Here is a 24,188-nt window from a genome sequence, read left to right as displayed (position 1 = left end):
ATCGGCAGAAGAGGCACCTATCGTGTGTGGCATGGGGCCGATGATCCGGACCGCGAGCCTGCGCGGCTTCGCTCCGCTGGTCCGCGAGCTGGGAGGCGACCCCGCAGCGTTCCTCGCCGGGTTCCACCTCCCGGCCGACGCCCCGGACTCCGACGACGGCCTGATCGGCATCACCGAGCACGACCTGATGCTCGATGCCGCTGCGGTGGACCTCGGCTGCCGCGACCTCGGCCTGCGGCTGGCCGGGTCCCGGGACCTCACCATCCTCGGGCCGCTCGCCCTCGCGATCGAGTCGTCGCCGACGGTGGCCGACGCGGTCCAGTGCGCCTCGCGGTTCATGTTCGTGCACAGCCCGGCGCTGACCGTGGGCCTCGAGCCGGATCCGCGCGGGGCCCGCGGTGTGGTCGCGCTGACCTATCGCAAGGACCTCCCGGAGTCGCCCTACTCGCCGCAGGCGATGGAGCTGGGTCTCGGGCTGTTCCACCACGTGGCCGACCAGATGATGGACGGGATCACCGGGCTCAGGTCCGTGGAGTTCCCGCACCAGCCGCTCTCCCCGATCCGTCGCTACACCGACTTCTTCGGCGTCGACGTCAGGTTCGGCGCGCCCACCGCCGCGCTGCGGATCGAGCGGCGCGTGCTCGACGCGCGATTCGCCGGCGCCGACGACACGATCCGTGAGGTGGCACTCGACTACCTCGCACGCCACTACCCCGAGCCGACCTCGCGCGTCGCCGTCCGGGTCCGCCGCGCGCTGGCGGAGAGCCCGGGCCTGCGCACGCCGAGCCCGGCGCACGTCGCGAGGCTGTTCTCCCTGCACCCGCGCACCCTCCAGCGACGCCCGGCTGCCGAGGGCACCTCCTTCGAGGCGACCCTCGACTCCGTCCGCCGCGACGCCGCCCACCGCCTCATCACGACCACCGACCTCCCGCTCAGCCGGGTCGCGGCCCTCCTCGGCTTCACCGAGCAGTCGACCCCCGGCCCACGCGGTGCGCCGCTGGCACGGCGTCAGTCCCCGCCAGCTCAGATTGTCGCGCTGAGACAAGTCTTTCCGGGGTGCGCGTCGCACCCTTGTCGCCATGACGCTGACCAACTCCCTGTCCGACATCGGCGCCCGAGCGATCCCCAGATTCGACGGCGTCCACGACGTGTGGCCGCGCGGGGACCGGCTCCGGGCCGTGCGCGAGGCCGCAGCGGCGTACAAGGTGCGCTTCAAGGCCCGGGGGCCAGATCCGCGCGGTGAAGTCGGTCGACATCGCCGCGGCGCCCTATCCGGTCCACTACGCCTTCCACGACGCCGTCTCGGTGCCGACGCTGCCGCTCATCTCGATGATCAACCGGATGATCGTGGTGCAGTACGACGACTTCGACGGTCGCGCACGCACGCTGGTCTTCGAGCCCACCGTGCCCGCAGGCTCGGCCGAGGCGCCGTTCTACGCCAACCTGCAGGCGCTGATGGCCAAGGTCCCCGGCGCCACGAAGGTCGCCGAGACGGTGATGCTGAAGTACTACAACGAGCCCGGCGACGTGCTCGACCAGCTCGGCCTGCGCCCCGAGGACATCGACTTCTGCACCTTCGACCACCTGCACGTGCAGGACCCGCGGATGATCCTCGGCTCGACCGAGGTCATCGAGGGTGAGAGCGAGCCGCGCCAGCCGCTGTTCGGCGACGCGAAGATGCTGGTGCACAGCCGCGAGCTCGCCACCTTGAGGTCGCTGCACCCGATGCAGTGGGCGTGGTACGTCGACGGCGGGCTCGGGGGCGTGGACCCGTCGAAGTTCGCGACCTTCGACGGCGACATCGAGCTCGGTCCCGGCATCGCGCTGCTGTGGACGCCGGGGCACACCGACGGCAACCACTCGCTGGTGCTCAACACCCCCGACGGCGTGTGGGTGTCGTCGGAGAACGGCATCTCGCTGGACAACTGGCAGCCCGAGCTCTCGAAGATCCCCGGCGTGCGGAAGTACCACGAGCAGCTCGGCCGCGAGATCTGTCCCAACGCCAACACGCTCGAGGACTCGCTCGACCAGTACGACTCCATGATCAAGGAGAAGACGATGGCCGACCCCTGCCGGGCAGACCCGCGCTGGTTGCAGATCCTCCCCTCGACCGAGCTGGTCCCGTGGAAGCGGTTCTGGCCGGTCGTGCCGACCTTCTGCCACGGCGGCATCTCGTACGGCGAGATCCGGGCCGGGCTGCGGTGAGCGGCTCTCCCGCCGGCGCGGTCGTCACCGGAGCCGGGCGAGGCCCGGGCAAGGAGATCGCCCGCCTGCTCGTCGAACGCGGCCACTCCGTCCCGGTCACCGACGTCGACGAGGCAGCCGCCACCGCAACAGCGGCCGAGCTGGGCGACCGGGCCTTTGCCCGTGTCGTGGACGTCCGCGACCACGGCCGGGTCGAGGCCGCGCGCGACGACATCGTCGAGCGCACCGGTCGGCTCGACGTCTGGGTCAACAACGCCGGCATCCTGATCACCGGCCCGGCATGGGAGCAGGACGAGGCGGCCCGCCGGTTGATGCTCGAGGTCAACGCCCTCGGCACCATCAACGGCACCGTCGCCGCGATCGGGGCCATGCGGGACAGCGGCGGTCACGTCGTCAACATCGTGTCGCTCGCCGGTCTCACGGCCGTGGCAGGTGAGGCGGTCTACGCCGCGTCCAAGCACGCCGCCATCGGCTTCAGCCTGAGCACGATGGCCGACCTGCGCGCGGCCGGGACCAAGAACATCGACATCTCGTGCATCTGCCCCGACGGCATCTGGACACCGATGCTCTTCGACAAGCTCGACGACCCGGGCTCGGCCCTGTCCTTCTCCGGCAAGCTGCTGCAGCCCGAGGAGGTCGTCGACGCGGTCCGCAAGGTGCTCGACAAGCCGCGTCTCGTGACCGCGGTGCCCGGATGGCGCGGGATCGTCGCCGGGGTCGGCGACGCCGTACCCGCCTTCGGGCTGGCCGCCGTGCCACTCGTCATCAAGCAGGGCGCGCGTGTTCAGCGCAAGCTGCTGAAGGCTCAGGCTCCGGAGTAGTTGGGCGCCTCGACCGTCATCTGCACGCCGTGCGGGTGGCTCTCCTTGAGGGAGGCCGACGTGATCCGGACGAACCGGCCACGCTCCTGCAGCTCCGACACGGTCCGCGAGCCGGTGTAGAACATCGACTGGTTGAGACCACCGATCAGCTGGTGGGCGACGGCGCCTAGCGGACCGCGGTAGGCGACACGGCCCTCGATGCCCTCGGGCACGATCTTGTCGTCGCTGGCGACCTCGGCCCGGAAGTAGCGGTCCTTGGAGTAGGACTTCTTGCCGCGGCTCGACATCGCACCGAGTGAGCCCATCCCGCGGTAGGACTTGAACTGCTTGCCGTTGACGAAGACCGGGTCGCCGGGAGACTCCTCGCAGCCGGCGAGCAGCGAGCCGAGCATCACGGAGTCGGCGCCGGCGACGATCGCCTTGGCGATCTCGCCGGAGTGCTTCATGCCGCCGTCGGCGATGACCGGCACGCCGGCCGGCTTGCAGGCCAGAGAGGCCTCGTAGATCGCGGTGACCTGCGGGACGCCGACACCGGTGACCACGCGGGTGGTGCAGATCGAGCCCGGCCCGACGCCGACCTTGACCGCGTCGGCACCGGCATCGACGAACGCCCGGGCGCCCTCGCGGGTGGCGACGTTGCCGCCGATGACCCGGACGTGCTTGGTCGCGGGGTCGGACTTGAGGCGGCGCACCATGTCGAGCAGGAGGTGCACGTGGCCGTGGGCGGTGTCAGCGACGAGTACGTCGACGCCCGCCTCGACCGGGGGTCGTGGCCCGCTCCCGAGCGTCACCGAAGTAGCCGATCGCGGCACCGACGAGCAGCCGCCCGTCGCCGTCCTTGGAAGCGTGGGGGAACTGCTCGGACTTCACGAAGTCCTTGACCGTGATCAGTCCGCCGAGACGACCGTCGGCGTCGATCAGCGGGAGCCGCTCGCGCTTGTGTGCGCGCAGCAGGGCCGTCGCGTCATCGCGGGAGACGCCGACCGGGCCGGTGATCAGGCCCTCGGACGTCATCACCTCGTTGACCTTCGTCGTCGCCCACTCGGCGACCGGGGTGAAGCGGAGGTCGCGGTTGGTGATGATGCCGAGCAGACGGTTGTCGACATCCACGACCGGCAGGCCGGAGACGCGGTACTCCCCACAGATGCGGTCGAGCTCCTCGAGCGTCGCGTCGGGCCCGATGGTGACCGGGTTGGAGATGATCCCGGTCTGGGTGCGCTTGACGAGGTCGACCTGGTAGGCCCGGTCCTCGATCGAGAGGTTGCGGTGGAGCACGCCGATGCCGCCCTCACGGGCCATCGCGATCGCCATCCGCGACTCGGTGACGGTGTCCATGGCCGCGCTGATGAGCGGAACCTTGAGCGAGATCTCGCGGGTCAGGCGCGAGGTCGTGTCGATGTCGGCGGGCGCCGAGTCGGACTCACCCGGCAGCAGCAGGACGTCGTCGTAGGTGAGGCCCAGCGCGGCAAACTTCTCGGGGATCTCCACCCCCCAGAGTCTAACGGCCACTCAGTGACGCGTGACTTCCAGTGTCTCGCAGCGGGACGCGGACGCTGAGCTCGTCGCCCGACATCCGGATCCGGCCGCGCAGCCCCGACCCCAGCACCATCGGCAGCACGGCTCGGTTGTCGGCGCTGGTCACCAGCACCAGCTCCTCGTCGCCCGGGCGGGCGGCGGCCCGCGCCGCCTCGAGCAGCAGCCGCGACCCGATGCCGCGTCGCCGCCACGCGGGATCGACCTCGAGCACCAGTCGACGGCACCCGGGAGCAGCGTGATCGGCGAGCACGGCCCGCGCGACCGCCGTACCCTCCACCTCTGCCGTGACCCCGTGACTGGTGGCGACGTAGTCGGGAACCGTGCCGGTGCCCAGACGCCGACCCGGACCGGGAGTTGCGAACATCTCCTTGCCGCGCGCCAGCACGTCGCTGACCAGCCCGGCCATCGTCGTGCCGCGCGCGTGCTCGGTCGCGGTGAACGGCGCCTCGCGGTGGATCTGCACCGAGACATCGCCGACGGTCATCTCCATCGAGTCGTGCTCGGCAGGGCCCACGCCGGTCTCCGCCTCCGCATCGAACAGCGCCGCCACCACCTCCGGGAAGCGGGCCGGCTGGCCGAGGATCGTGCGCGCCGCCTCGACGTAGCGTGAGGGCTGGTCGACCGGGGCCTGCTCCGTGCACGGGTGCGAGACGACGGCGCGCGCACCGGCCCGTTCCACGAGAGCCGCCACGTCCGACGGGTCCCGGGAGGAGGGCACCTCCAGCACCAGCTCGTCGGTCACCGCTTCCACGCCCGGGAACACCTGCATCGCCGGGATGTTCACGCCCGCGGCACCGCACTCCTGCGCCCGGGGTCGCCGGGGCGCCCGGTCGGTCCGGCATGGTCGTTCGCACTCTCCACAACATGCGACCACTCTCCACCGACGATGTTGCCAACCGGGTCCGCGGATGTTTCGCCCGCGAAAACCTCCCGGCCCCAACCTGCACAATGGCCCGGTGCCGCTGCCTCGACCGACCCCTCGCGTCGTGGTCGCGATGGCGATGGTCGCGGCCGTGCTGGGCCGGATCCCCTCGCTCCAGTGGCCGCTGCGTCCCGATGAGGCCGGTTTCCTGCTGGTGGCCCGCGGGTGGCACCCCGAGCCGGACAGCATGTTCGGCACCTACTGGGTGGACCGGCCGCCGCCGATCATCGCGCTCTTCAAGCTCAGCGACTGGATCGGCGGGCCCTACTTCATCCGCGTCATCGCCGCCCTCGCGGCAGCCCTGTTCGTCCTCGCCGCCGCGGGCACGGCGCGACGTCTCGGTGAGTACGCCGGGGCACGCGACGCCGATCGGATCGGCGCGTGGGTCGCCGTCGCGACCGCCGCCCTGACCTCGCACGCCGCGATCGACTCCGTCGCCGCGAAGGGCGAGATACTCGGCCTTCCAGTGGTGATGGCGTCGTGCTGGTTCGCCACCACCGCCCCGGTCCGCCGCTCCGGCGGGCAGGCGGCCGCCGCCGGTGCGCTGGCCACGCTCGCGATCGGGCTCAAGCAGAACCTGTTCGGCGGCCCGGGTCTTCGGCGGCGTCCTGCTGGTGGCGGCGCTGGCGACCTCGCGCCCTGGACCGCCGCGACTTCGGCCGGCTCGCGACCGCGGCCATCGCCGGTGCCCTGATTCCCGTGCTGGCGACGATCGTGTGGTGCCCGGCCGCGGGCGTACGGCTCTCGACGCTGGCCTACGTCACCCTCGGCTTCCGCCTCGACGCCAGTGAGGTCCCGGCTTCCCAGCCCTCGAGCACCATCGACGCCCGGATCCACACGCTGCTCCTCATCACCCTCGTCTCCGGCCCGGCGGCACTGGCGCTCTGGTTCGCCCTCCGCCTCCCCCGGCTGCTGCGCTCGCGCGACGGCTCCGACCCTCGCGGTCGTCGCCATGCTCGTCGTCGACACGGCCGGCGTGTTCCTCAGCGGCAGCTACTGGCGCACCTACCTCCTCGTGCCGATCGCGCCCATCGTGCTGTGCACGGGACTGCTCATCATCGACGAGCAGCTGTTGAGCCGGCACTGGCGGCACTGGGTCGGCCTGACCACCCGCGCGCTGGTGGGCTTCACCGTGCTGAGCGCGGTGCTGTCCGTCGTCGAGTGGGAGCGCACGATCGACACCTACCTGCCGACGGAATACCTCACCGGCCGCGCCATCGTGGCTGTCGCCGAGCCCGGCGACACCCTTCTCGTGTACGGCGGGCGAGCGGACGTCCAATGGGCGAGCGGGCTGCCTTCGCCGTACGAACACCTGTGGTCGCTGCCCATGCGGACGCTCGACCCGGACCTTGACGGCCTCGAGGCAGTGCTGGACTCACCCCGGGCGCCGACTCGGGTTGTGCAGGTCACCCGCCTCGACGAGTGGTCGGAGGCGGGCACCGACGAGATCCGCGGCGAGCTGCTCGAGGACTACCGTCTCGTCGCCATCGCCTGCCGCTCCTACCGCGTCTATCTCCACGTCGACATCGAGCGGCCCCAGTTCCGGATCGACTGCAACGAGCCGTTCGACAGCTTCGTGCCCGTCATCTCGTAGACCTCAGCCCGGGGAACGCGAACCCGTCGATGTCCTTGCGGCGCCAGGGGGCTGGCGATCGAGATCCTGCCGCGCATGTCGATCCGGGCGATCGCCATCCGTCCGTCGCGCACGTAGGTGCCGAGCAGGTGTCGGTCGTCCTCCCAGAACAGGCCCCCCATGGTGCGCACGAGCCGGCCGGCCCTGATCTCCATGAAGCCGTCGGGCGTCACCAGCCGCAGCGACCGTCGTCGATAGCCGTACCAGTTCTCCCCGCTCGGACTGTGGTACCTCGCGAGCCGCGGGGACGTGCCGGTCCGTCGCGGTGGGTCGACGAGGTCGGTCGCATAGTCAGCTGTGATCCATCGTCCGTGGACGTTGGCGTGGGCCACGAAAGTGACCGTCTCCCCGTCGAAGCCCGGGAGGTATGGCGAGAAGATGCCTGACAGTTCCTGCGTCCGCTCGCCCACGTGGATGAGGGTCGGGCCGGTCTCCCCCGATTCGGGCGCGACCGGGCTGACCCGGGCCACGGCCGTCCGGCGCCACGAGCGCCGGCCCGGTGCTGGTCCAGTGTCGAGGACCCTGCCCGCGGAGTCGAGACGAGACATCGCGAGCGTGCCTTCGAAGAAGCGGTTGTCGGCGACGAGGTAGCCGTCGCCGTACGCCGCGATGCCGGTGACTCCCCGGTCGCGAGGCAGTCGCACCGTCCGGCCGTCCGGGTAGGTCAGCGTGTGACCCGCCACCACTGCGGTGCGCGGAGGCCGGGAGGTCGGGAGCGGCTCCTCGGGAGACGCCGTGGCTGTGACCACGACCCTCGGCTCGGGTGTCGGTTCGGGCACCGCCTCAGGCGGGCCGGAGCAGCCGAGCAGGGCGGCCGGGCAGGCCGCGACGACCACGGTTCTCATGACGGTAGGACGCGCGAGGTCACCCGTCCGTTGTCCTCGGGTACGGCGAAGGGCCGGCCCCACCTCGCGGTGGAACCGGCCCCTCGATGAACCTGTCGGTCAGTGACCGTGACCGTGGCCGTGGCCGCCGGCAGCGGCGGGGGCCTCTTCCTCGGGCTTCTCGACGATCAGCGTCTCGGTCGTGAGCAGCATGCCCGCGATCGAGGTGGCGTTGACCAGCGCGGAGCGGGTGACCTTGACCGGGTCGAGGACGCCCCGGGCCACCGAGTCGCCGTACTCCTCGGTGGCGGCGTTGTAGCCGAAGCCGACGCCACCCTCGCGGACCTTGGTGGTCACGACATAGCCGTTGACGCCACCGTTCTCGGCGATCCAGCGCAGCGGCTCATCGGCGGACTTGCGCACGATGCGCACGCCGATGGCCTCGTCACCGGTGAGGCCGAGGTCGTCCTCGAGCACGGAGACCGCGTGGATGAGGGCCGAGCCGCCACCGGCGACGATGCCCTCCTCGATCGCGGCACGCGTCGCGGAGACGGCGTCCTCGATGCGGTGCTTCTTCTCCTTCAGCTCCACCTCGGTGGCGGCGCCGACCTTGATCACGCAGACACCGCCGGCGAGCTTGGCGAGGCGCTCCCTGGAGCTTCTCGCGGTCCCAGTCGGAGTCGGAGGACTCGATCTCGGCCTTGATCTGGTTGACGCGGCCCTCGACGGCGCTGGCGTCGCCGGCACCGTCGATGATCGTGGTGTTGTCCTTGGTGATCACGATGCGACGGGCGGTGCCCAACACGTCGAGACCGACTCCGGTCGAGCTTCAGGCCGACCTCGGGGGCGACGACCGGCCGCCGGTGAGGACGGCGATGTCCTGCATCATCGCCTTGCGACGGTCACCGAAGGCCGGGGCCTTGACGGCGACGGCGTTGAAGGTGCCGCGGATCTTGTTCACGACCGGGGTCGAGAGCGCCTCGCCCTCGACGTCCTCGGCGAGGATGAAGAGCGGCTTGCCGGCGGCGATGACCTTCTCGAGCAGGGGCAGCAGCTCCTGGATCGAACCGATCTTGCCCCGGTGCAGGAGGATGTAGGCGTCGTCGATGACGGCCTCCATGCGCTCCGGGTCGGTGACGAAGTAGGCCGAGATGTAGCCCTTGTCGAACTGCATGCCCTCGGTGAACTCGAGCTCGGTGCCCATGGTGTTGGACTCCTCGACCGTGATCACGCCGTCCTTGCCGACCTTGTCGAAGGCCTCGGCGAGCAGCTCGCCGATGTGGCTGTCACGCGAGGAGATCGTGGCGACGGACGCCATGTCCTCCTTGGACTCCACCTCGCGAGCGGCCTCGCGCAGCAGCGTCGCCGACGGCGTCGGCCGCGGCGTCCATGCCCCGCTTGAGACCCATCGGGTTGGCACCGGCCGCGACGGCACGCAGGCCCTCGTGGACCATCGCCTGCGCCAGCACGGTCGCGGTCGTCGTACCGTCACCGGCGACGTCGTTCGTCTTGGTGGCAACTTCCTTGGTGAGCTGGGCGCCGAGGTTCTCGAAGGGGTCGTCGAGCTCGATCTCACGCGCGACGGTCACACCGTCGTTGGTGATCGTGGGGGCGCCCCACTTCTTGTCCGAGACGACGTAGCGGCCCTTGGGGCCGAGCGTCACCTTGACGGCGTTGGCGAGGGCGTCGACGCCGCGCTCGAGGGCACGGCGGGCGTTCTCGTCGAATTCCGGGATCTTGGGCATTCAATGCTCCTTGGGATGAAAAGCGAGATAGTCCGTGACAAACGGACCCCCCGAACAGCTGGATTGAGGGTCCGTCCGTCACGGACTATCCGGAGAAATCAGGAAACGACTGCGAGGACGTCGCGAGCCGAGAGAATCAGGTACTCGCCACCGGCGTACTTGACCTCGGTGCCGCCGTACTTGCTGTAGATGACCTTGTCACCGACAGCGACGTCGAGGGGCACGCGGTTGCCGTTGTCGTCGACGCGACCGGGACCGATCGCCATGACCTCGCCCTCCCGGGGCTTCTCCTTGGCGGTGTCCGGGATGACCGGGCCGGAGGCCGTGGTCTGCTCGGCGTCGAGCGGCTTGACGACGATGCGGTCCTCGAGGGGCTTGATGTTGACCGACACTTGTCGACCTCCACTTTCGGAATTGAACGGAGCCCAAATCGAACTGGGCCCAACGTTGGGCTGAACAGGGACCGAGAAACGGATGTTTCTCGCACGCTTGGGCTTGCCGTGATGAGCGCCGTCGCTGGGGTCGCACGTCTCGGCAAGCGCTGGCACCCTCATGGCGAGAGTGCCAGTTCAGACGTTAGCACTCCCCCGGGTCGAGTGCCAGCAGTGCCTCAGACGAAGGCGCCCTGCGCGACGAGCGCCTCGAACGTCTTCGTCCTGGGCTTCCCCTTGCCCTTCTTGCCCGTGCGCACCTTGGTCTCGCCGGTCAGGGCAGTGCGCACCTCGAACTGGCCGGTCGGTCGATCCGGGGCCACCTCGAAGATCGCGACCTGCGGGTCGTTGGCGTCCTCGACCGCCCCCTCGGGCAGCGCGTCGTTGAGCGCGAAGGACTCCTCCGGACCCCGGGCGTCAAGGAGGAACGTCGACTCGGCCTCGGCCACCTCATAGGTGCCGTCGGGGCCATCGAACTCGGTCGGGGTCCCGGTCAGCACGGTGACCACCATCCAGCTCCTGCCCTCCGGTGCCCAGCCCAGCCCGGCGACGTGCGGCCGCTGCGCCGACGAGGTGACCACGCACTTGGTCACTGCATCGCCGGTGTCCGATGCGTCCGGGCTCCACAGCGGGTCACCGCACGGCTGGGCCCCACCAGCGAAGCCGAGCTGGTAGAGCGCCTCCCGCCGCGCCCCGATCCACACCTCCGGTCAGACCGTCGACGACCTGGTCCACACCGTCGTAGCCCACGCGCAGGCTCAGCTCCGCAGGCTCACCCTTGAGGGCGACGTACTGACGGCGTGCAACCTGCGCGATCCCGTCCTCCTCGACCCAGCCGGTGAGGCCGTCGAGCGCGTACTCCCTGGTCGTCCGCGACCAGCGTGAACGTCGGGTCCTGCAGCGCTGCGTCGGGCAGCCGGTCGGCCACCAACAGGTCTTCCGGCCCGTCCAGGGGCCACCACGGACGCCGACGAGGCTTGCCCCGTGGCCCGCGTCCTTGCCCTCTGCCGTGCGCTCGATCGGCTCCGACACCGTCACCTGCAGGCTCCCCACGGGACGCGTACCTCCGCGGTGCGACCCACCATCGCCTCGGAGGCCGCCTCGGCGATGAGCGTCCCGGGCTTCAGTCCGGCAGGACCCCGCTGGGACAGCCACACCCCGCCTCCGGCGAGGGCAGCGATGACGAGGACGAGGGCCAGCGGCCAGATCAGCTTGCGCACGACGCAGAGCCTGCCATCTCGTCGGTGCCGGCCACGCATCAACCACCTGACAGGATGCGCCAATGGACGTCCCCACCCTCGAATGGCTGCTGACCGATCCCGGCCGCGACCTGCTCGAGGTGGCGATGGCGGCGTACGTCGATGCGGCGGGCGACCCCGTCCGCGCGGCCACACAGGTGCGGAAGGCGGAGCGCGACGCCGAACGGGCCGCCGCGGCGCTGACGCAGGCTGAGCTGCGCACCCGCGCGGTCGCCAAGTTCGGGGCGCTGGCACCGCACATGTTCTTCACCCCGGACGCGCTCGAGCAGGCGACCCGGCTGCGAGTCGCCGAGCACCGGGCGGCTCGGCTCGCCGCCGCCCAGCCGAGCAGCGTGGTCGACCCGGGCTGTGGCATCGGCGGTGACCTCATCGCCTTCGCGCGGGCCGGGCTCACCGCCGCCGGCGTTGACCTCGATCCGGTCCGCGTCGTCGCGGCCCGGGCCAACCCGGCGGCCCTCGGCCTGCCCGGCGCCGTCCGGGTCGCCGACGTGACCAGCATCGACCCGGAACGGCTTCGGCGCGGCCTTCGCCGACCCGGCCCGACGCGGCGCCCGGGGCCGGGTCTTCGACATCGACGGCTGGACTCCCCCGTGGCCGTTCGTCCTCGACCTGCTGGCCGGTCGTGGCGTCGTGAAGGTGGCTCCCGGCATCCCCCACGACGCCATCCCCGACGGCGTGGAGGCCGAGTGGGTCAGCGATGCCGGCGACGTGAAGGAGGCGGTGCTGTGGGCGCCGGTGTTCGCGACCACCGACCGCCGCGCCACCGTCATCGGTGACGGCGGGCTCGCCACGATCACCGACGAGGACGACCCGTTCATCGGCCAGTCCCGGCCCGTGCGTGAGCTCGGCGCCTTCCTCTACGAGCCCGACGGCGCGGTCATCCGCGCCGGCCCGGTGACCGCGGTCGCGGCCGGGGTCGACGGTGGACTGCTCGACGAGCACATCGCCTACGTCACCAGCGACTCGTCCTTCCGCACCCCCTTCGCCCGCTCCTACCGCGTGCTCCGAGGAGGTGCCCTACTGCGAGAAGCCGCTCAAGGCGGCCCTGCGCGAGCGCAGCATCGGGTCGCTGACGATCAAGAAGCGCGGCGTCGAGATCGTGCCGGAGCAGCTGCGCAAGCGGCTCGACCTGCGCGGCGACAACACCGCAACGTTGGTGATGACGCGCGTCGCCGGCGCCGGCACCGCCCTGCTCGTCGAACCCTTCTAGCAACCGGTCTTCTCGACGCCCGCGACCTTCACCGGCAAGGAACCGGGGGCCTTGGCCTTCCCGAGCAGCACGTCGACCGGGGCTGACATGGCTCCCGGTGTGTCGCCGTACGCCGCAATCCGCACCGGCGCACTCACGGAGCCGAGCACGTAGGGCGTGTTCGTGGCGACCGCGATCTCGCCGTCGTGAGCGGCGTCCCGGTAGCCGGAGAACCCGATGTTGGTCCCGCGAGCGAGGCGGGCGTCCTCGGCTGCCGGGAAGCTGTTCAGCGCGGCACTCCGCTTCCGCTCACGGGTGCGCCACGCCTTCGTCCGGCGCGAGAAGGCCTTGCGGCTCTCCTTCTTCTTGCGTTTCGGCGGCGGCTCAGCCTTGACCAGCGACGCGGGAGGCGCCTGCCGCGTCAGCACCGTCAGGCCGGCCGCGCGAGCCGCCCCCGAGAAGTTCGCGACCGCGACCGGGTCACCGGCCGGCGTCACCGTGCTCCCCGACGAGGCCGGCCACGGCAGCTGCCCGCCACCACGGTCAGCGCCGCGGCGCTCAGGGCACGCGACGCCGCCCGGCCGGACCCCGGCGCGCGACCTGCCTGCTTGCCCCCGGCCCGGTGCAGGAGCAGCGCGATCTGGCGCGCCGCGGCCTGCTCCGGGCGGCTCCGCTTGAGCCGACCGGCCTTCACCGCGGCAACGATCCCGGACCGCGCGGCGGCGGGGTCGGGCGGCATCAGCAGGACGTCGTTGCCGGCGCGCAGGCCCTGCACGGCCGAGCGGGCCGCGTCGTACGTCGCCCGCACCCCTGCCATCGAGAGCGAGTCGGTGACGACGAGGCCGTTGAAGCCCAGCTGGGTGCGGAGCACGTCCGTGACAAGGGCCTTCGACATGGACGCCGGCACCCCGCGGGTCGATGGCGCGTACGTCGATGTGGCCCGCCATGATCGCGGGCACGCCCTGCTCGACGGCAGCGGCGAACGGCGCGAGGTCCACCGCGGTCAGCTGCTTGCGCGTGCGCAGCTGCACGGGCAGCGTCAGGTGGCTGTCCTGCGGCACCGAGCCGTGGCCCGGGAAGTGCTTGAGCACGGGCACGACGGCGGCCGCGGTGTAGCCCTCGACCGCGGCCCCCCCACGGGCGATCACGGTCTCGACGTCGGAGCCTGCCGACCGCGAGCCGATCGTCGGGTCGCCGGGCCCGCTGGTGACGTCAGCGTCTGGGGCGAACACCACGTCGAAGCCCAGCCCACGCAGCTCGGCCCCGCTGGCACGCGCTGCGTTGCGGGTCAGCCGCACGTCGCCCGCGGCGCCCGCGCTCATGAACGTCGGGAAGCGCGTCGCGTCGCCCTTGACCCGCTCCACGATGCCGCCCTCCCGGTCGACGGCGAGGAACAGCGGCCACTTTCGGCGTACGGCGCGCTCGAGCGTCGCATGGACGCCGCGGATCTGCTGGGTGGACGAGACGTTGTCGGCGAACGCGATGACCCCGCCGAGATGGAGACGGCGCACCATGGCGACCGGCGGTGCGGTGCCGCGCCACTCGGCGACGATCACCTGCCCGGCCGGGTCCGGCAGCCGCATCCGTCCGACGATCGTGGCGGCGCGCTCGAGCTCGGCGGTCGTCGGGCCCCAGCCCTCGACCAGCCCGAGCGCCTCGGCCGGAGTCGGTGGTGCGCTCGCCTCGGCCGTTGCCGAAGGTTCGTCCGTGGGCGCGGGCCGGTCGGCTTCCGGGTCGCCGGAGCACGCCGAGCCGAGCAGGCTCAGCGCAACGATCAGGGGGACGAACCGGCGCACCGGCCCATCCTCTCAGCCGAGGTTGTTCCGCTCGGCGCTGATCGTGGTGTCGGAGCCGTGGCCGGTGTGGACGACGGTGTCGCCGGGCAGGTCGAAGAGCCTGCGCCGGATGGACTGCTCGATCACGCGCGTCGCTGAAGGACCGCCCGGTCGCGCCCGGGCCGCCCCGGGAAGAGGGTGTCGCCGGTGAAGACGCACCCGAGGTCGTGGACGTAGACGCAGACCGCACCCGGTGCGTGGCCGGGCGTGTGCAGGATCGTCAGCGCGGCGCCGCCGATCTTGATCGACTGGCCGTCGGTGAGGTCGACGTCCCACAGCTCGTCGGGGTGCGTGAGCTCCCACAACGGCCGGTCGTCGGGGTGCAGCAGGATCGGCGCACCCGTCGCCACGCGCAGCTCGGGCGCCACGCGCACGTGGTCGTCGTGGGCGTGCGTGCACAGGATCGCCTTGACGTTGCGCCCCGCCACCACCGCGAGGATGTCGTCGACGGAGTGCGGCGCATCGATGACGATGCAGTCGTTGTCGTCACCGACGACCCAGATGTTGTTCTCGACTGGTGCGTCTCGCCGTCGAGCGAGAACGTGCCGGAGGAGACGGCGTGGTCGACCCGCGCGGTCACTGGAACACCACCACCGAGCGGAGCACGCCGCCGTGGTGCATCTTCTCGAACGCCGCCTCGACGTCGCCGAGCCCGATCTCCTCGCTGACGAACGCATCGAGGTCGAGCCGCCCCTGCTGGTAGAGGTCGACGAGCATCGGGAAGTCCCCCGGACGGGAGGCAGTCGCCGTACCAGCTGGACTTGAGCGCCCCTCCGCGGCCGAACACGTCGATGAGCGGGATGTCGGGGATCTTCATGTCCGGTGTCGGCACGCCGACGAGGACGACGGTGCCCGCCGGGTCGCGCGTAGAACGCCTGCTTCCACGTCTCCGGGCGACCGACCGCGTCGATCACGACGTCGGCGCCGTTGCCGTCGGTCAGCGCCTGGATCGCAGCGACCGGGTCGTTGTCCTTCGAGTTGATGGTGTCGGTGGCACCCATGCCGCGGGCCAGCTCGAGCTTCTGGTCGTCGATGTCGACGGCGATGATCTTCGAGGCGCCCGCGAGCGCGGATCCCGCGATGGCGGCCATCCCTGACACCACCGCAGCCGATCACCGCGACGGACTTGCCGCGGCTCACGTTGCCGGTGTTGATGGCCGCACCGAGGCCGGCCATCACGCCGCAGCCGAGGAGTCCGACGGCCGCCGCTCGGGCGGACGGGTCGACCTTCGTGCACTGGCCTGCGGCGACGAGCGTCTTCTCGGCGAACGAGCCGATGCCGAGCGCGGGGCTCAGCTCGGTCCCGTCCTCGAGGGTCATCTTCTGGGTCGCGTTGTGCGTCGCGAAGCAGTACCACGGCTCGCCGCGGTGGCAGGCACGGCAGTTGCCGCAGACGGCACGCCAGTTGAGCACGACGAAGTCCCCCGGCTCGAGGCCCGTGACGCCGTCGCCGACGGACTCGACGACGCCGGCCGCCTCGTGCCCCAGCAGGAACGGGAAGTCGTCGTTGATCCCGCCCTCGCGGTAGTGCAGGTCGGTGTGGCAGACCCCGCACGCCCGGACCTTGACGACCGCCTCACCCGGACCGGGGTCGGGGATGTTGATCGTCTCGATGGTGACCGGCTGGCCCTTTGCGCGGGCGACGACGGCCTTGACCTGCTGCATGCGTGCTCCTCTGGATCAGGGGTTGAAGTCCCACGTGACCAGCATCGACTCGATGATTTCTCGGGCTTCCTTGATCGTGCCGTACTCGGTGGTGAACGAGAACGACAGGGTGTACTCGATGTTGCCGATCAGCGATCCGTACGTCTCGTCGTAGGTGACCGAGTTGACACTCAACTGCCGTACTCGGCGGTGGCCGGGACGCTGGCGATGATCTGGTCCTTGACCTCGTCGCTCTCGTTGTTGCGAAACTCGAACGTCACGGTGAGGCGGTCATCGTTGACGATGGCGCCGAACTTCTCGATGTACTCCCCGGGGTTGACGTTGCCCGCCGGGTGGAAGGCCGGCTGGCCGTCCAGCTCCACGTCGTCGAGTCGCTCGAGCGCGGACTTCCAGCCCGTCTCCCTGCGCGATGCCCGGGCGAGCTGATCCGAGTCCACCAACCCGCTGTTGGGAAACCTGAAAACGTAGACAGTGGTCCCGATCAACCCCTTCGGCACGGCCGCCGCCATGACGGAGTAGGCGGCCTTGGCCTCCCACCCCTCGGGCGCATTGACGCTCAGCCCCTTGACCGAGAGCCGGGGCCCCGCTGCGGGTGCGACGGCCTGAGTGGTCTCTGTCTCCACAGGAGTCTGCGACGCCGTCTCACCCGGGGTGGGCGAATCGGACTGCGTCGCGTTCGGATCCGGGTCGGACGAGCCGGAGGCGGGGTCCGCCCGTTCGGAGCATCCTGAGAGAAGGAGTCCGGCCAGCACCGGGCCGACCGACTTGTTGAAAGGGTTCATGACGCGTTGCCTCCCGAGGGCGTGACGAAAACTCTGACCAGCAGCCTAGAGGTCCTGCAATTACGTGTTTAGCCCGCTCACAACGGGGGAAGGAGCGCGTTCGCAGCCGTTTTTGGGCTGCCCACACACTCACATTCCGGATACTCACTGCCACAGGGGAGGCACCACGATGGTCCTACTGTCCGATGTCGGCGGCGTGTCAGGCGTCAAGCAGACACTGCAGTCCGTCTCTGTCCCGCCAGACGTGATCAACAACATCGTCAGCATCCTTCAGGACAACTCCTTCTACCTCGAGGGGGGCCGCGACCAGTTCAGCGAGCCGAGCGGGACGTGGTTCGGCGGCACCTACAGCGCCGAGAATCTCGGCCTGCACACGTCCAAGGCTCACCAGAAGCTCTCCAACTCCGTCCCGGAGGCAGTCTCGGCCCTCCGGGCCACCGGTGCGGCCATGGAGACGTTCGAACACGAGATGTCGTCCGCGGACGCCAACTCCGAGGACGTGACGCGTGCGCTGCTCCGCCGCACACAGCATGCAGTCGACAGCATGGACGACGACCGGTACACCCCACCGGTAACGCCCAACCAGGGGATCAGGGAGTGACCACTGATGGCCAGCCGCTACTACCGGGACCGGTTGCAGGCCGCCCTGACCAGTGCCAACGAAGAGTCCATCGCCTCGTCGGCAACCGACTGGAGCAACAACGCCACCCTGCTCAAGGGAGTCGCCGAGAGCATTCGCACCAGCTCGGAAGACGCTGGCCAGCGAGATCGAGGGCGACGCAGGCCGAGCGATGGTCGTCAAGTTCAAGACCATCAGCGACAACCTCGAAACCGATTCGATCGACATGCAGAAGGGGTCGGAGGCATTGAGCCCGGCGCACACCGCTGCGTTGGACGCCATCAAGACCCCGCAACGGGATCCAGCTCTCCGGTCCCATGAACCAGATGCCGACCAAGCCCGAAGGTCCCCTGCCCGGCGCACAGCCCACAGAGCAGCAGACCGAGGCGCTGGCCAAATACAACACCGACGTCACGCAGTACGAGGCGACTGAGGCGGCGGCCGAGGAAAAGGCCCGACAGGCGCTGCTCCGGATGGACCGGGACTATGCCGAAGCTGCCCAGACCATGAAGGAGATCCACGGGGAGCCCGACCCCGAGCAGCCCGCTGGTCCGACCAACCCCAGCACGCCGGGGGTGCCCAGCGGTCCGGGTCAGGTCCCCAACGTCCCGGGACAGCCGACGCCGACTCCCACCCCGACGCCGACTCCCACCCCGACGCCGACTCCAACGCCGACGCCCACCCCGACGCCGACGCCGACGCCCACCCCGACGCCGACGCCGACGCCGACTCCCACTCCCACCCCCACACCGACGCCCACCCCGACGACGCCGGTCCCGCCGCCCCTGCACCCGATCGACGTGCCCACCAACAACGTCCGGGGCGGCACCGACGGCGGCGCCAGCTATTCGGGCATCAATCCCGGCGGCGGGTCATCCGGCGGTGGCGCAGGCGGCTCGGGCTCCGGCACGATCGGCGGCGCCGCGGGCGTCGCCGGCGCCGGTCTGGGTGCGGGCGCGCTGAAGGGCGGTGCCATCAGTGGCGCCAAGGCGCCGACAGGCGGGTCCGTGCGCAACATCGGTGCCGGCGGTCGAGCGGGTGCCTCGAGCTCGTTGACGCGTGGCACCACCGCGGCCGGCTCTGCTCGCGGCGCCGCATCGGGTTCCGCTCGGGGCGCTTCCACCGGTGCGCGCGGTGCCGCGACGGGGGCGGGTCGCAGCGCCGCCGGTGCGGCCGGCTCGTCACGATCCGCCGGTGCTGGTGGCCGTGCCGGGGCGGCCGGGGCCGGCTCCGCCGCCAAGGGCTCTTCGTCGAGGGGTGCTGGCACGGGGGCGTCCGGTCGCACGGGTGCAGCCGGAGCCAACGGCTCGAAGGGCGCCGGAAAGGGCAAGGGCAAGGGCAAGGGCCTGTTCCGCCGCGGATCCAACGGCTCCACGGCCGGTGGGCGCGGCAACAAGAAGGACGACGACCGCTCGACCCAGCGCGACGCGCTGGTCTACGAGCAGGACTGGCTCGGCGACGACACGGCCGCACCGGGCGTGCTGGACTGACGCAGACCGCCCTCACGCCACCACGGTGGTGATGGGCTGGGATGAATCGGCTGGGAGGTCGAGCGCCGACGGCGCTCGACCTCTCTTCACGAGCTCAGCCCCCGGGGCAGCGACCATCGCGCCGTTGTCGGTGCACAGGCCGGGCCGTGGGACCCGCACCCTGATCCCGCGGGCCTCGGCGCGCTCGGTCGCCATCGCCCTCAGCCGGCTGTTCGCGGCCACACCGCCGCCGATCAGGATGTCCTCGATGCCGTAGGTCGTGGCGGCATCGAGCGCCTTGCGGGTGAGGACGTCGCACACGGCCTCCCGGAAGGACGCGGCCACGTCGGCGACGTCGATGGTGATCCCGTCGCGCTGCTGGGCCTCCACCCAGCGAGCAACGGCCGTCTTGAGCCCGGAGAACGAGAAGTCGAAGCGGTGTCGCTCGAGGTCCTTGCGGGCCGTGAGGCCACGCGGGAAGTCGATCGCGACGCTGTTCCCGCTGGCCGCCGCCCGGTCGATGTGCGGACCGCCGGGGAACGGCAGGCCGAGCAACCGGGCGACCTTGTCGAAGGCCTCCCCCGCGGCATCGTCGATGGTGGCTCCGAGGGGGTCGACGCCAACGGTCACGTCCTCCACCTTGAGCAGGCTCGAGTGGCCGCCTGAGACGAGCATCGCCGGGCACGGCTCCGGCAACGGACCGTGCTCCAGCTGGTCGACCGCGACATGGGCGGCGAGGTGGTTGACGCCGTACAGCGGCTTGCCCGGGCCGATGGAGAGTGCCTTCGCGCTCGCGACGCCCACCAGCAGCGCGCCGGCGAGTCCCGGTCCGGAGGTCACGGCGATCGCATCGATGTCGTCGAGCTTGATGCCGGCGGTCTCGCAGGCGCGCTCGATCGTGGGCACCATCGCTTCGAGGTGCGCGCGACTGGCGACCTCGGGCACGACTCCGCCGAAGCGGGCGTGCTCCTCGACGCTGCTGGCGACGGCGTCGGCCAGCAGGGTGTGCCTGCGCACGATGCCGACGCCGGTCTCGTCGCAGGAGGTCTCGATGCCGAGCACGAGGGGTTCGTCGCTCATCTGACCATCCTCCCCGATCCGAGATCGCGACTCATCACCAGTGCGTCCGAGCCGTCGCGGTAGTAGCGAGGCCGGGTCGCGAGCTCGGCGAAACCGCTGCGCCGGTAGAAGGCAATGGCGGCAACGTTGGCCGCGCTGACCTCGAGCATCATCCGATCCGCCTCTCCCGGGTGGGCCAGCAGCTCGTCGAGCAGGACCGTGGCCACACCGGTGCGCTGATGGGCCGGCGAGACACCGATCCGTTGGAGATCGACGACGTCGCCGATCGAACGCGACACGGCGTAGCCGGCGACGCCGTCGTCGTCAGCCACGACGAATCGGCGGCCCGGGCCGGCCAGCTCGGCAAGGAGCGCGGCCTCGTCCCGGGCGTCAGGTCCGAAGAGCTCGGCCTCCCGGGACGGCCACCGCGGCCGGGTCGGCTCCTGTCGCGAGTCGGATCATGCGCCGGGTGTGACGGTCTTGCGGGGGGCGTTGGCCACCGCGTCCGGCCGTCGCAGGTACAACGAGTTCGGGGTCGAGCAGCTCTGCGCGCTCCTCGGCGACGACGCGGGCCAGCCAGCCCGCGCTGGGACGGGTCGGCGTCACGGCGTTCGGGAAGTGCTCGGGATACAGCAGCCCGCCTTCGCCTGCCACCGGGAGCTCGCTCGCGACCTCGGCCGGCTTGGAGACCACGGGGCCGTGGATGCGGCGGCCCGGGTCGTCGTACGCCGCAAGGTAGACCTCCTTGCGGCGAGCGTCCGTGGCCACGAGGAAGTCACCGGTGACGGCCCCGGTGTCGATCGCCTCGATCGCGAGGACGTCCAGCGTGCACACGCCGTAGACCGGGATCTCCGGGACGTAGCCCAGCGTGCGGGCGGTGACCGGAGCCGACGCGCAGGCCCGTGAACGGGCCGGGGCCGACGCCCACCGCGATCGCAGTCAGGTCCCGGCGCACCGGGCCGTTGTCGGTGAGCAGTGCTTCGATCAGTGGCGCGAGGTGTTCGCCGTGCTTCATGGGGAGCTCGGAGAGCCGCTCGGCCACGACGTCCTCGCCGTCGTGGAGCGCAACGGTCACCAAGGAGGTGGCGGTGTCGAACGAGAGGAGCACGGTGGTGAGGTTACTCAGCCACGCACACGGCGGGCGTGGACCACCCTCGGATCCAGCTCCGCGTCGACCGCCTCGTCGCCGATCGCCCGGGTGATGGTGACCTCCAGCCCGGACTCGGCGAGACCCTCGACCGGGCCGGCGCCCCACTCCACGACCGTGACGGCGTCGTCGAGGGACGTGTCGAGGTCGAGGTCGTCCAGCTCGGCGATCCCACCGAGGCGGTAGGCGTCGACGTGCACCGGGTCCGGTCCGCCGACCAGCGACGGGTGCACGCGCGCGATGACGAAGGTCGGCGAGGTGACGCCACCGCGCACGCCCAGCCCGAGGCCCATGCCCTGCGTCAGGGTCGTCTTCCCGGCCCCCAGCTCACCGGTGAGCACCACCACGTCCCCGGCGTGCACCGAACGCCCCAGTCGCTCGCCCAGCGCGCGCATGTCGTCGGCGTCGCGGGCCTCCGGGGAGGTGGGCAGGTCGCGTCGCATCTCGACGTACGGCGAACGGCGGTCGGTCTGCACGAAGCCCCGCCGCGCCCAGAAGCCCACGGTGGCGGGGAGCTCCTCGCGGGCCAGCACGACGAGCTGGGAACAGCCGAGCGTCGCATCCACCGCGCCCCGGACGAGTCGCTGAGCCACGCCCTTGCCCTGCGCCGACGGGACCACGCCGAACCTGCGCAGCACCATCACGTCGTCGCGAGGCCGGAAGAGCAGCGCACCGACCGGCTCGCCGTCGAGGATGGCCAGCAGTCCGCCGTACGCACGCAGCTCGGCAGCCACCGACTCCTCGGTCTCGGCCAACGCGTCGGCCGGCGGGTCCAAGGTGGGGCGCGCCTCGAAGGCCGTCCGGATCACGCCGAGGACCTCGGTGGCCGCGGTGGCGCCGACCCGGCGTACCTCGAGACTCACCGCGCCTCGAGGCGGGTCTGGGCCAGCGAGATCAGGTCGTCGAGCTCGGCGTTGACGTCGACGTGCCGTTCGAGGATGACCATGTGCCCGGCACCCCCGCACTCGAGCAGGCTGGAACCGGGGATGCGCGAGTGCAGCTTGCGCGCGTGACCGATGCTGGTGATCTTGTCGTCGGTGCCGCAGATGACCGCGGTCGGCACCCGGCCCAGCACCTCGACGTGATCGAACTTGTCGAGGCTCGCGAAGGCGGGGTAGAAGTCCACGACGACCGCGAACGGGGTGTCGTTGAGCATGTCGTAGACGAACTCGACGTAGTGCCCGGGCACCTCGTCGCCGAAGGCGTACTGCTCGGTGACCACGTCGGCGAGCGCGTGCCCCCACTTGCGCGCGAGGTCGACGGCCTTGTGTCCGCGGTAGAGCGTGCGGACGGCCGGCGCCATCACCCGGCCACCGAGCCCGAGCGGCAGCATCGGGAACAGGATCCGGCCCGGGTCCAGACCGCCGGCGGTGGTCGAGATCAGGGCCACGCCGACGACCTTGTCCCCGAAGAGGTCGGGGTGCTGCTCGGCCGGGGAGACGATGCTCATGCCGCCCATCGAGTGGCCGACCGGGACGCACGGCCCCGGCGACGCCTGCTCGATCACTCGGCGCAGGTCGTCGCCCAGCTGCTCGATGGTGCTGTGGTCCTCCGATGACCGGGCCGAGCGCCCCGTGCGAACGCTGGTCGTAGAAGACGGTGCGGATCTGGCCGCGGTAGCCCGCACGCTGGAAGTGCCAGCAGTCGAGGTTGAGGGAGTAGCCGTGGGCGAAGATGATCGTCAGCTCGTCCTCGGCCGGCTCGTCACTGAGGTCGATCTCGGCGTGCAGGTCGATGCCGTCGCCGGTGATGACGTGCAACGGCGTGCTCCTGCAACGAGCCGAACGGCGTGTCCTCGCCCGCCCCGCGGCGAGCGATCACCCGGCTGCGCTGGGCGACGCCGGCAACGCCGACGGCCATGCCGGCGGCCGCCAGCCCGGCGGCGCTGGCGAGCAGCTTGCGAGTCAGACTCATGCGGGCTCTGGTTCACGTGCCGGCGGACGAAGCGCCCGCCGACCCGGGTGACGATCTCGTAGTTGATGGTGTCGAGGGCCTCGGCCCAGTCCTGCGCGGTGGGTTCGCCGTGCGTGCCCGGGCCGAAGAGCACCACGTCGGTGCCGGGGGGCGGCAGGTCGCCGTCGAGGTCGACCATGAACTGGTCCATGCAGACGCGCCCGCGGATCGAGCGACGGCGGCCCTCGACCAGCACCGAGGCAACGTTGCCGGCGGCGCGGGGGACGCCCTCGCCGTACCCGGCAGGCACCAGACCGACGGTGGTGTCGCGGTCCGCGATCCACGTGTGGCCGTAGGAGACACCGTCGCCGGCCGCCACCGGCTTGCTCAGAGCGAGGCTGGCCCGCACGGTCATCGCCGGGATGAGGCCGAGGTCGGACGTGTGGCCCGGCGCCGGGTCGAGGCCATAGGTCGCGATGCCGCACCGGACGAGGTTGAAGCGGGCCGAAGGTCGCAGCACCGCCGCGGCGGAGTTGGCGATGTGCTTGAGCTCGGGTCTCACGCCGAGCGACTCGGCGAGCTCGACGGCCTCACGGAAGGCGGCCTCCTGCGCGTCGTTGGCAGGGTGGTCGGGCTCGTCACCTGCGGCGAGGTGGGTCCAGATGCCGGTGATGTCCAGCCGTCCGGCGCGCTCGAGCTCGGCCGCATGGGCGAACAGGTCCTGCCAGTCCGGCCGCGCGGCACCGCCACGTGACAGGCCGGTGTCCACCTTGAGCTGGACCCGCGCCCGGGGGCCGGTCGCGACGATCTCGTCGAGCTCGGCTCGTGAGTAGGCGGTCACGTCGATGTCGGCGGCGATCGCGTCGGCGTACTGCTCCCCCGGGACCCCCAGCCAGCACAGCACCGGGCCGGTGTCGCCGGCCTCACGCAGGGCCAGCGCCTCGTCGATGGTGGCGACACCGAGCCAGTCGGCACCCGCCTGCCGGGCGGCTCGCGCCACCTCGTTCCTGCCGTGGCCGTAGCCGTCGGCCTTGACGACGGTCATCATCGCGACGCCCGGCCCGACGATCTCGCGCAGGCGGCGCACGTTGTGCCGGATGGCCGCCGGGTCCACCACGATCTCGGCGCGCGCGGGACCGGTCGACGTCATGTCG

General features: G+C 71.2%; 24 protein-coding genes and 6 pseudogenes. 9 read left to right on the top strand and 21 right to left on the bottom strand.

From position 1 onward, the window contains the following. Positions 1-31: 31 nt before the first annotated feature. Genes LP418_RS17260 through LP418_RS17250 form a run of 3 tightly spaced genes read left to right on the top strand, consistent with a single transcriptional unit; the run spans position 32 to position 3,026 of the window. Positions 32-1,243, top strand: a complete 1,212-nt coding sequence (locus LP418_RS17260) for an AraC family transcriptional regulator (RefSeq protein ID WP_257952992.1) — start codon at positions 32-34, stop codon at positions 1,241-1,243. Next, positions 1,240-2,205 carry a hypothetical protein gene (locus LP418_RS17255; protein WP_257952991.1) on the top strand — a complete coding sequence of 322 codons (966 nt, stop codon included), beginning with the start codon at positions 1,240-1,242 and terminating at the stop codon, positions 2,203-2,205. Before LP418_RS17260 ends, LP418_RS17255 begins: the two co-directional genes overlap by 4 nt. Then, complete coding sequence (locus LP418_RS17250; RefSeq protein ID WP_257952990.1) at positions 2,202-3,026, top strand: SDR family oxidoreductase; 825 nt, start codon at positions 2,202-2,204, stop codon at positions 3,024-3,026. The genes LP418_RS17255 and LP418_RS17250 overlap by 4 nt, the downstream gene beginning before the upstream one ends. Here the strand turns inward: LP418_RS17250 and guaB are convergent. Together guaB and LP418_RS17240 are read right to left on the bottom strand one after the other, a co-directional pair. Continuing rightward, positions 3,011-4,514: pseudogene (guaB, locus tag LP418_RS17245) on the bottom strand (IMP dehydrogenase). The gene LP418_RS17250 and the pseudogene guaB overlap by 16 nt on opposite strands. Before the next feature lie 10 nt (positions 4,515-4,524). Continuing rightward, positions 4,525-5,346, bottom strand: coding sequence for a GNAT family N-acetyltransferase (locus tag LP418_RS17240; RefSeq protein ID WP_257952989.1), 822 nt, complete (start codon positions 5,344-5,346; stop codon positions 4,525-4,527). Positions 5,347-5,518: 172 nt separating this feature from the next. On the opposite strand from LP418_RS17240, the gene LP418_RS17235 reads away from it, so the two are divergent. After that, a complete protein-coding gene (locus LP418_RS17235; protein WP_257952988.1) occupies positions 5,519-6,178 on the top strand; it encodes a hypothetical protein in 660 nt (219 codons plus the stop codon). Positions 6,179-6,436: 258 nt separating this feature from the next. Next, positions 6,437-7,078 (top strand): hypothetical protein, encoded by a 642-nt coding sequence (locus LP418_RS17230; RefSeq protein WP_257952987.1) that lies wholly within the window; start codon positions 6,437-6,439, stop codon positions 7,076-7,078. Here the strand turns inward: LP418_RS17230 and LP418_RS17225 are convergent. The 6 genes and pseudogenes from LP418_RS17225 to LP418_RS17200 form a co-directional block, all read right to left on the bottom strand. Next, positions 6,994-7,962 carry a hypothetical protein gene (locus LP418_RS17225; protein WP_257952986.1) on the bottom strand — a complete coding sequence of 323 codons (969 nt, stop codon included), beginning with the start codon at positions 7,960-7,962 and terminating at the stop codon, positions 6,994-6,996. The two genes, LP418_RS17230 and LP418_RS17225, sit on opposite strands and share 85 nt — an antisense overlap. A gap of 99 nt (positions 7,963-8,061) precedes the next feature. Beyond that, positions 8,062-9,686 (bottom strand): annotated as a pseudogene (gene groL / locus LP418_RS17220) (chaperonin GroEL). A 98-nt stretch (positions 9,687-9,784) separates the two neighbouring features. Beyond that, positions 9,785-10,078, bottom strand: coding sequence for a co-chaperone GroES (gene groES, locus LP418_RS17215; protein WP_257952985.1), 294 nt, complete (start codon positions 10,076-10,078; stop codon positions 9,785-9,787). A 218-nt stretch (positions 10,079-10,296) separates the two neighbouring features. Next, complete coding sequence (locus LP418_RS17210; RefSeq protein ID WP_257952984.1) at positions 10,297-10,821, bottom strand: hypothetical protein; 525 nt, start codon at positions 10,819-10,821, stop codon at positions 10,297-10,299. After that, a complete protein-coding gene (locus tag LP418_RS17205; protein WP_257952983.1) occupies positions 10,751-11,155 on the bottom strand; it encodes a hypothetical protein in 405 nt (134 codons plus the stop codon). Before LP418_RS17205 ends, LP418_RS17210 begins: the two co-directional genes overlap by 71 nt. Then, entirely contained in the window at positions 11,152-11,337 is a 186-nt protein-coding gene (locus LP418_RS17200; RefSeq protein ID WP_257952982.1) for a hypothetical protein, read from the bottom strand. Before LP418_RS17200 ends, LP418_RS17205 begins: the two co-directional genes overlap by 4 nt. A gap of 62 nt (positions 11,338-11,399) precedes the next feature. On the opposite strand from LP418_RS17200, the gene LP418_RS17195 reads away from it, so the two are divergent. Then, a complete protein-coding gene (locus LP418_RS17195; RefSeq protein ID WP_257952981.1) occupies positions 11,400-12,152 on the top strand; it encodes a class I SAM-dependent methyltransferase in 753 nt (250 codons plus the stop codon). Between the two features lie 146 nt (positions 12,153-12,298). Continuing rightward, positions 12,299-12,586 carry a THUMP-like domain-containing protein gene (locus tag LP418_RS17190; protein WP_336275743.1) on the top strand — a complete coding sequence of 96 codons (288 nt, stop codon included), beginning with the start codon at positions 12,299-12,301 and terminating at the stop codon, positions 12,584-12,586. Here LP418_RS17190 and LP418_RS33710 read toward each other — a convergent pair. The 6 genes and pseudogenes from LP418_RS33710 to LP418_RS17155 form a co-directional block, all read right to left on the bottom strand. Beyond that, positions 12,583-13,062, bottom strand: a complete 480-nt coding sequence (locus LP418_RS33710) for a hypothetical protein (RefSeq protein ID WP_442939935.1) — start codon at positions 13,060-13,062, stop codon at positions 12,583-12,585. The genes LP418_RS17190 and LP418_RS33710 overlap by 4 nt on opposite strands. Continuing rightward, positions 13,059-14,079: pseudogene (locus tag LP418_RS33705) on the bottom strand (glycoside hydrolase family 3 protein). Before LP418_RS33705 ends, LP418_RS33710 begins: the two are co-directional and overlap by 4 nt. A gap of 404 nt (positions 14,080-14,483) precedes the next feature. Continuing rightward, positions 14,484-14,855 (bottom strand): annotated as a pseudogene (locus LP418_RS31045) (MBL fold metallo-hydrolase); the annotation flags it as partial. Between the two features lie 121 nt (positions 14,856-14,976). Continuing rightward, positions 14,977-16,065, bottom strand: a pseudogene (locus LP418_RS33700) (S-(hydroxymethyl)mycothiol dehydrogenase). Positions 16,066-16,080: 15 nt separating this feature from the next. After that, entirely contained in the window at positions 16,081-16,239 is a 159-nt protein-coding gene (locus tag LP418_RS17160; protein WP_257952978.1) for a hypothetical protein, read from the bottom strand. Next, a complete protein-coding gene (locus tag LP418_RS17155; protein WP_257952977.1) occupies positions 16,236-16,847 on the bottom strand; it encodes a hypothetical protein in 612 nt (203 codons plus the stop codon). The genes LP418_RS17160 and LP418_RS17155 overlap by 4 nt, the downstream gene beginning before the upstream one ends. 244 nt (positions 16,848-17,091) lie before the next feature. Between LP418_RS17155 and LP418_RS17150 the strand changes: the two genes are divergently transcribed. Both LP418_RS17150 and LP418_RS17145 read left to right on the top strand, forming a co-directional pair. Then, the gene (locus LP418_RS17150; protein WP_257952976.1) at positions 17,092-17,448 is read left to right on the top strand and encodes a hypothetical protein; all 357 of its coding nucleotides are present in this window, start codon (positions 17,092-17,094) and stop codon (positions 17,446-17,448) included. A 335-nt stretch (positions 17,449-17,783) separates the two neighbouring features. After that, a complete protein-coding gene (locus tag LP418_RS17145) occupies positions 17,784-18,956 on the top strand; it encodes a hypothetical protein (RefSeq protein ID WP_257952975.1) in 1,173 nt (390 codons plus the stop codon). Positions 18,957-18,968: 12 nt separating this feature from the next. Here the strand turns inward: LP418_RS17145 and tsaD are convergent, their stop codons facing one another. From tsaD to alr, 7 genes and pseudogenes are all read right to left on the bottom strand, one after another. Then, positions 18,969-20,015 (bottom strand): tRNA (adenosine(37)-N6)-threonylcarbamoyltransferase complex transferase subunit TsaD, encoded by a 1,047-nt coding sequence (gene tsaD / locus LP418_RS17140; protein WP_257952974.1) that lies wholly within the window; start codon positions 20,013-20,015, stop codon positions 18,969-18,971. After that, a pseudogene (locus LP418_RS17135) lies at positions 20,012-20,362 on the bottom strand (GNAT family N-acetyltransferase); the annotation flags it as partial. The pseudogene LP418_RS17135 and the gene tsaD, both read right to left, overlap by 4 nt. 22 nt (positions 20,363-20,384) lie before the next feature. Further along, complete coding sequence (locus tag LP418_RS31040) at positions 20,385-20,828, bottom strand: hypothetical protein (protein WP_336275741.1); 444 nt, start codon at positions 20,826-20,828, stop codon at positions 20,385-20,387. After that, on the bottom strand, positions 20,770-21,102 hold the full coding sequence (gene tsaB / locus LP418_RS31035; protein WP_336275740.1) for a tRNA (adenosine(37)-N6)-threonylcarbamoyltransferase complex dimerization subunit type 1 TsaB: 333 nt from the start codon (positions 21,100-21,102) through the stop codon (positions 20,770-20,772). Before tsaB ends, LP418_RS31040 begins: the two co-directional genes overlap by 59 nt. 14 nt (positions 21,103-21,116) lie before the next feature. Further along, entirely contained in the window at positions 21,117-22,004 is an 888-nt protein-coding gene (gene tsaE / locus LP418_RS17125) for a tRNA (adenosine(37)-N6)-threonylcarbamoyltransferase complex ATPase subunit type 1 TsaE (RefSeq protein ID WP_257952973.1), read from the bottom strand. Beyond that, positions 22,001-22,768, bottom strand: a complete 768-nt coding sequence (locus LP418_RS17120; protein WP_257952972.1) for an alpha/beta fold hydrolase — start codon at positions 22,766-22,768, stop codon at positions 22,001-22,003. Before LP418_RS17120 ends, tsaE begins: the two co-directional genes overlap by 4 nt. A 54-nt stretch (positions 22,769-22,822) precedes the next feature. Next, positions 22,823-24,184, bottom strand: coding sequence for an alanine racemase (alr, locus tag LP418_RS17115; protein WP_336275739.1), 1,362 nt, complete (start codon positions 24,182-24,184; stop codon positions 22,823-22,825). Positions 24,185-24,188: the final 4 nt, after the last annotated feature.

Origin of the sequence: Nocardioides sp. B-3 (assembly GCF_024703895.1) — a bacterium.
GTDB lineage: Bacteria > Actinomycetota > Actinomycetes > Propionibacteriales > Nocardioidaceae > Nocardioides.
This window is presented reverse-complemented; position numbering and strand designations above follow the sequence as displayed.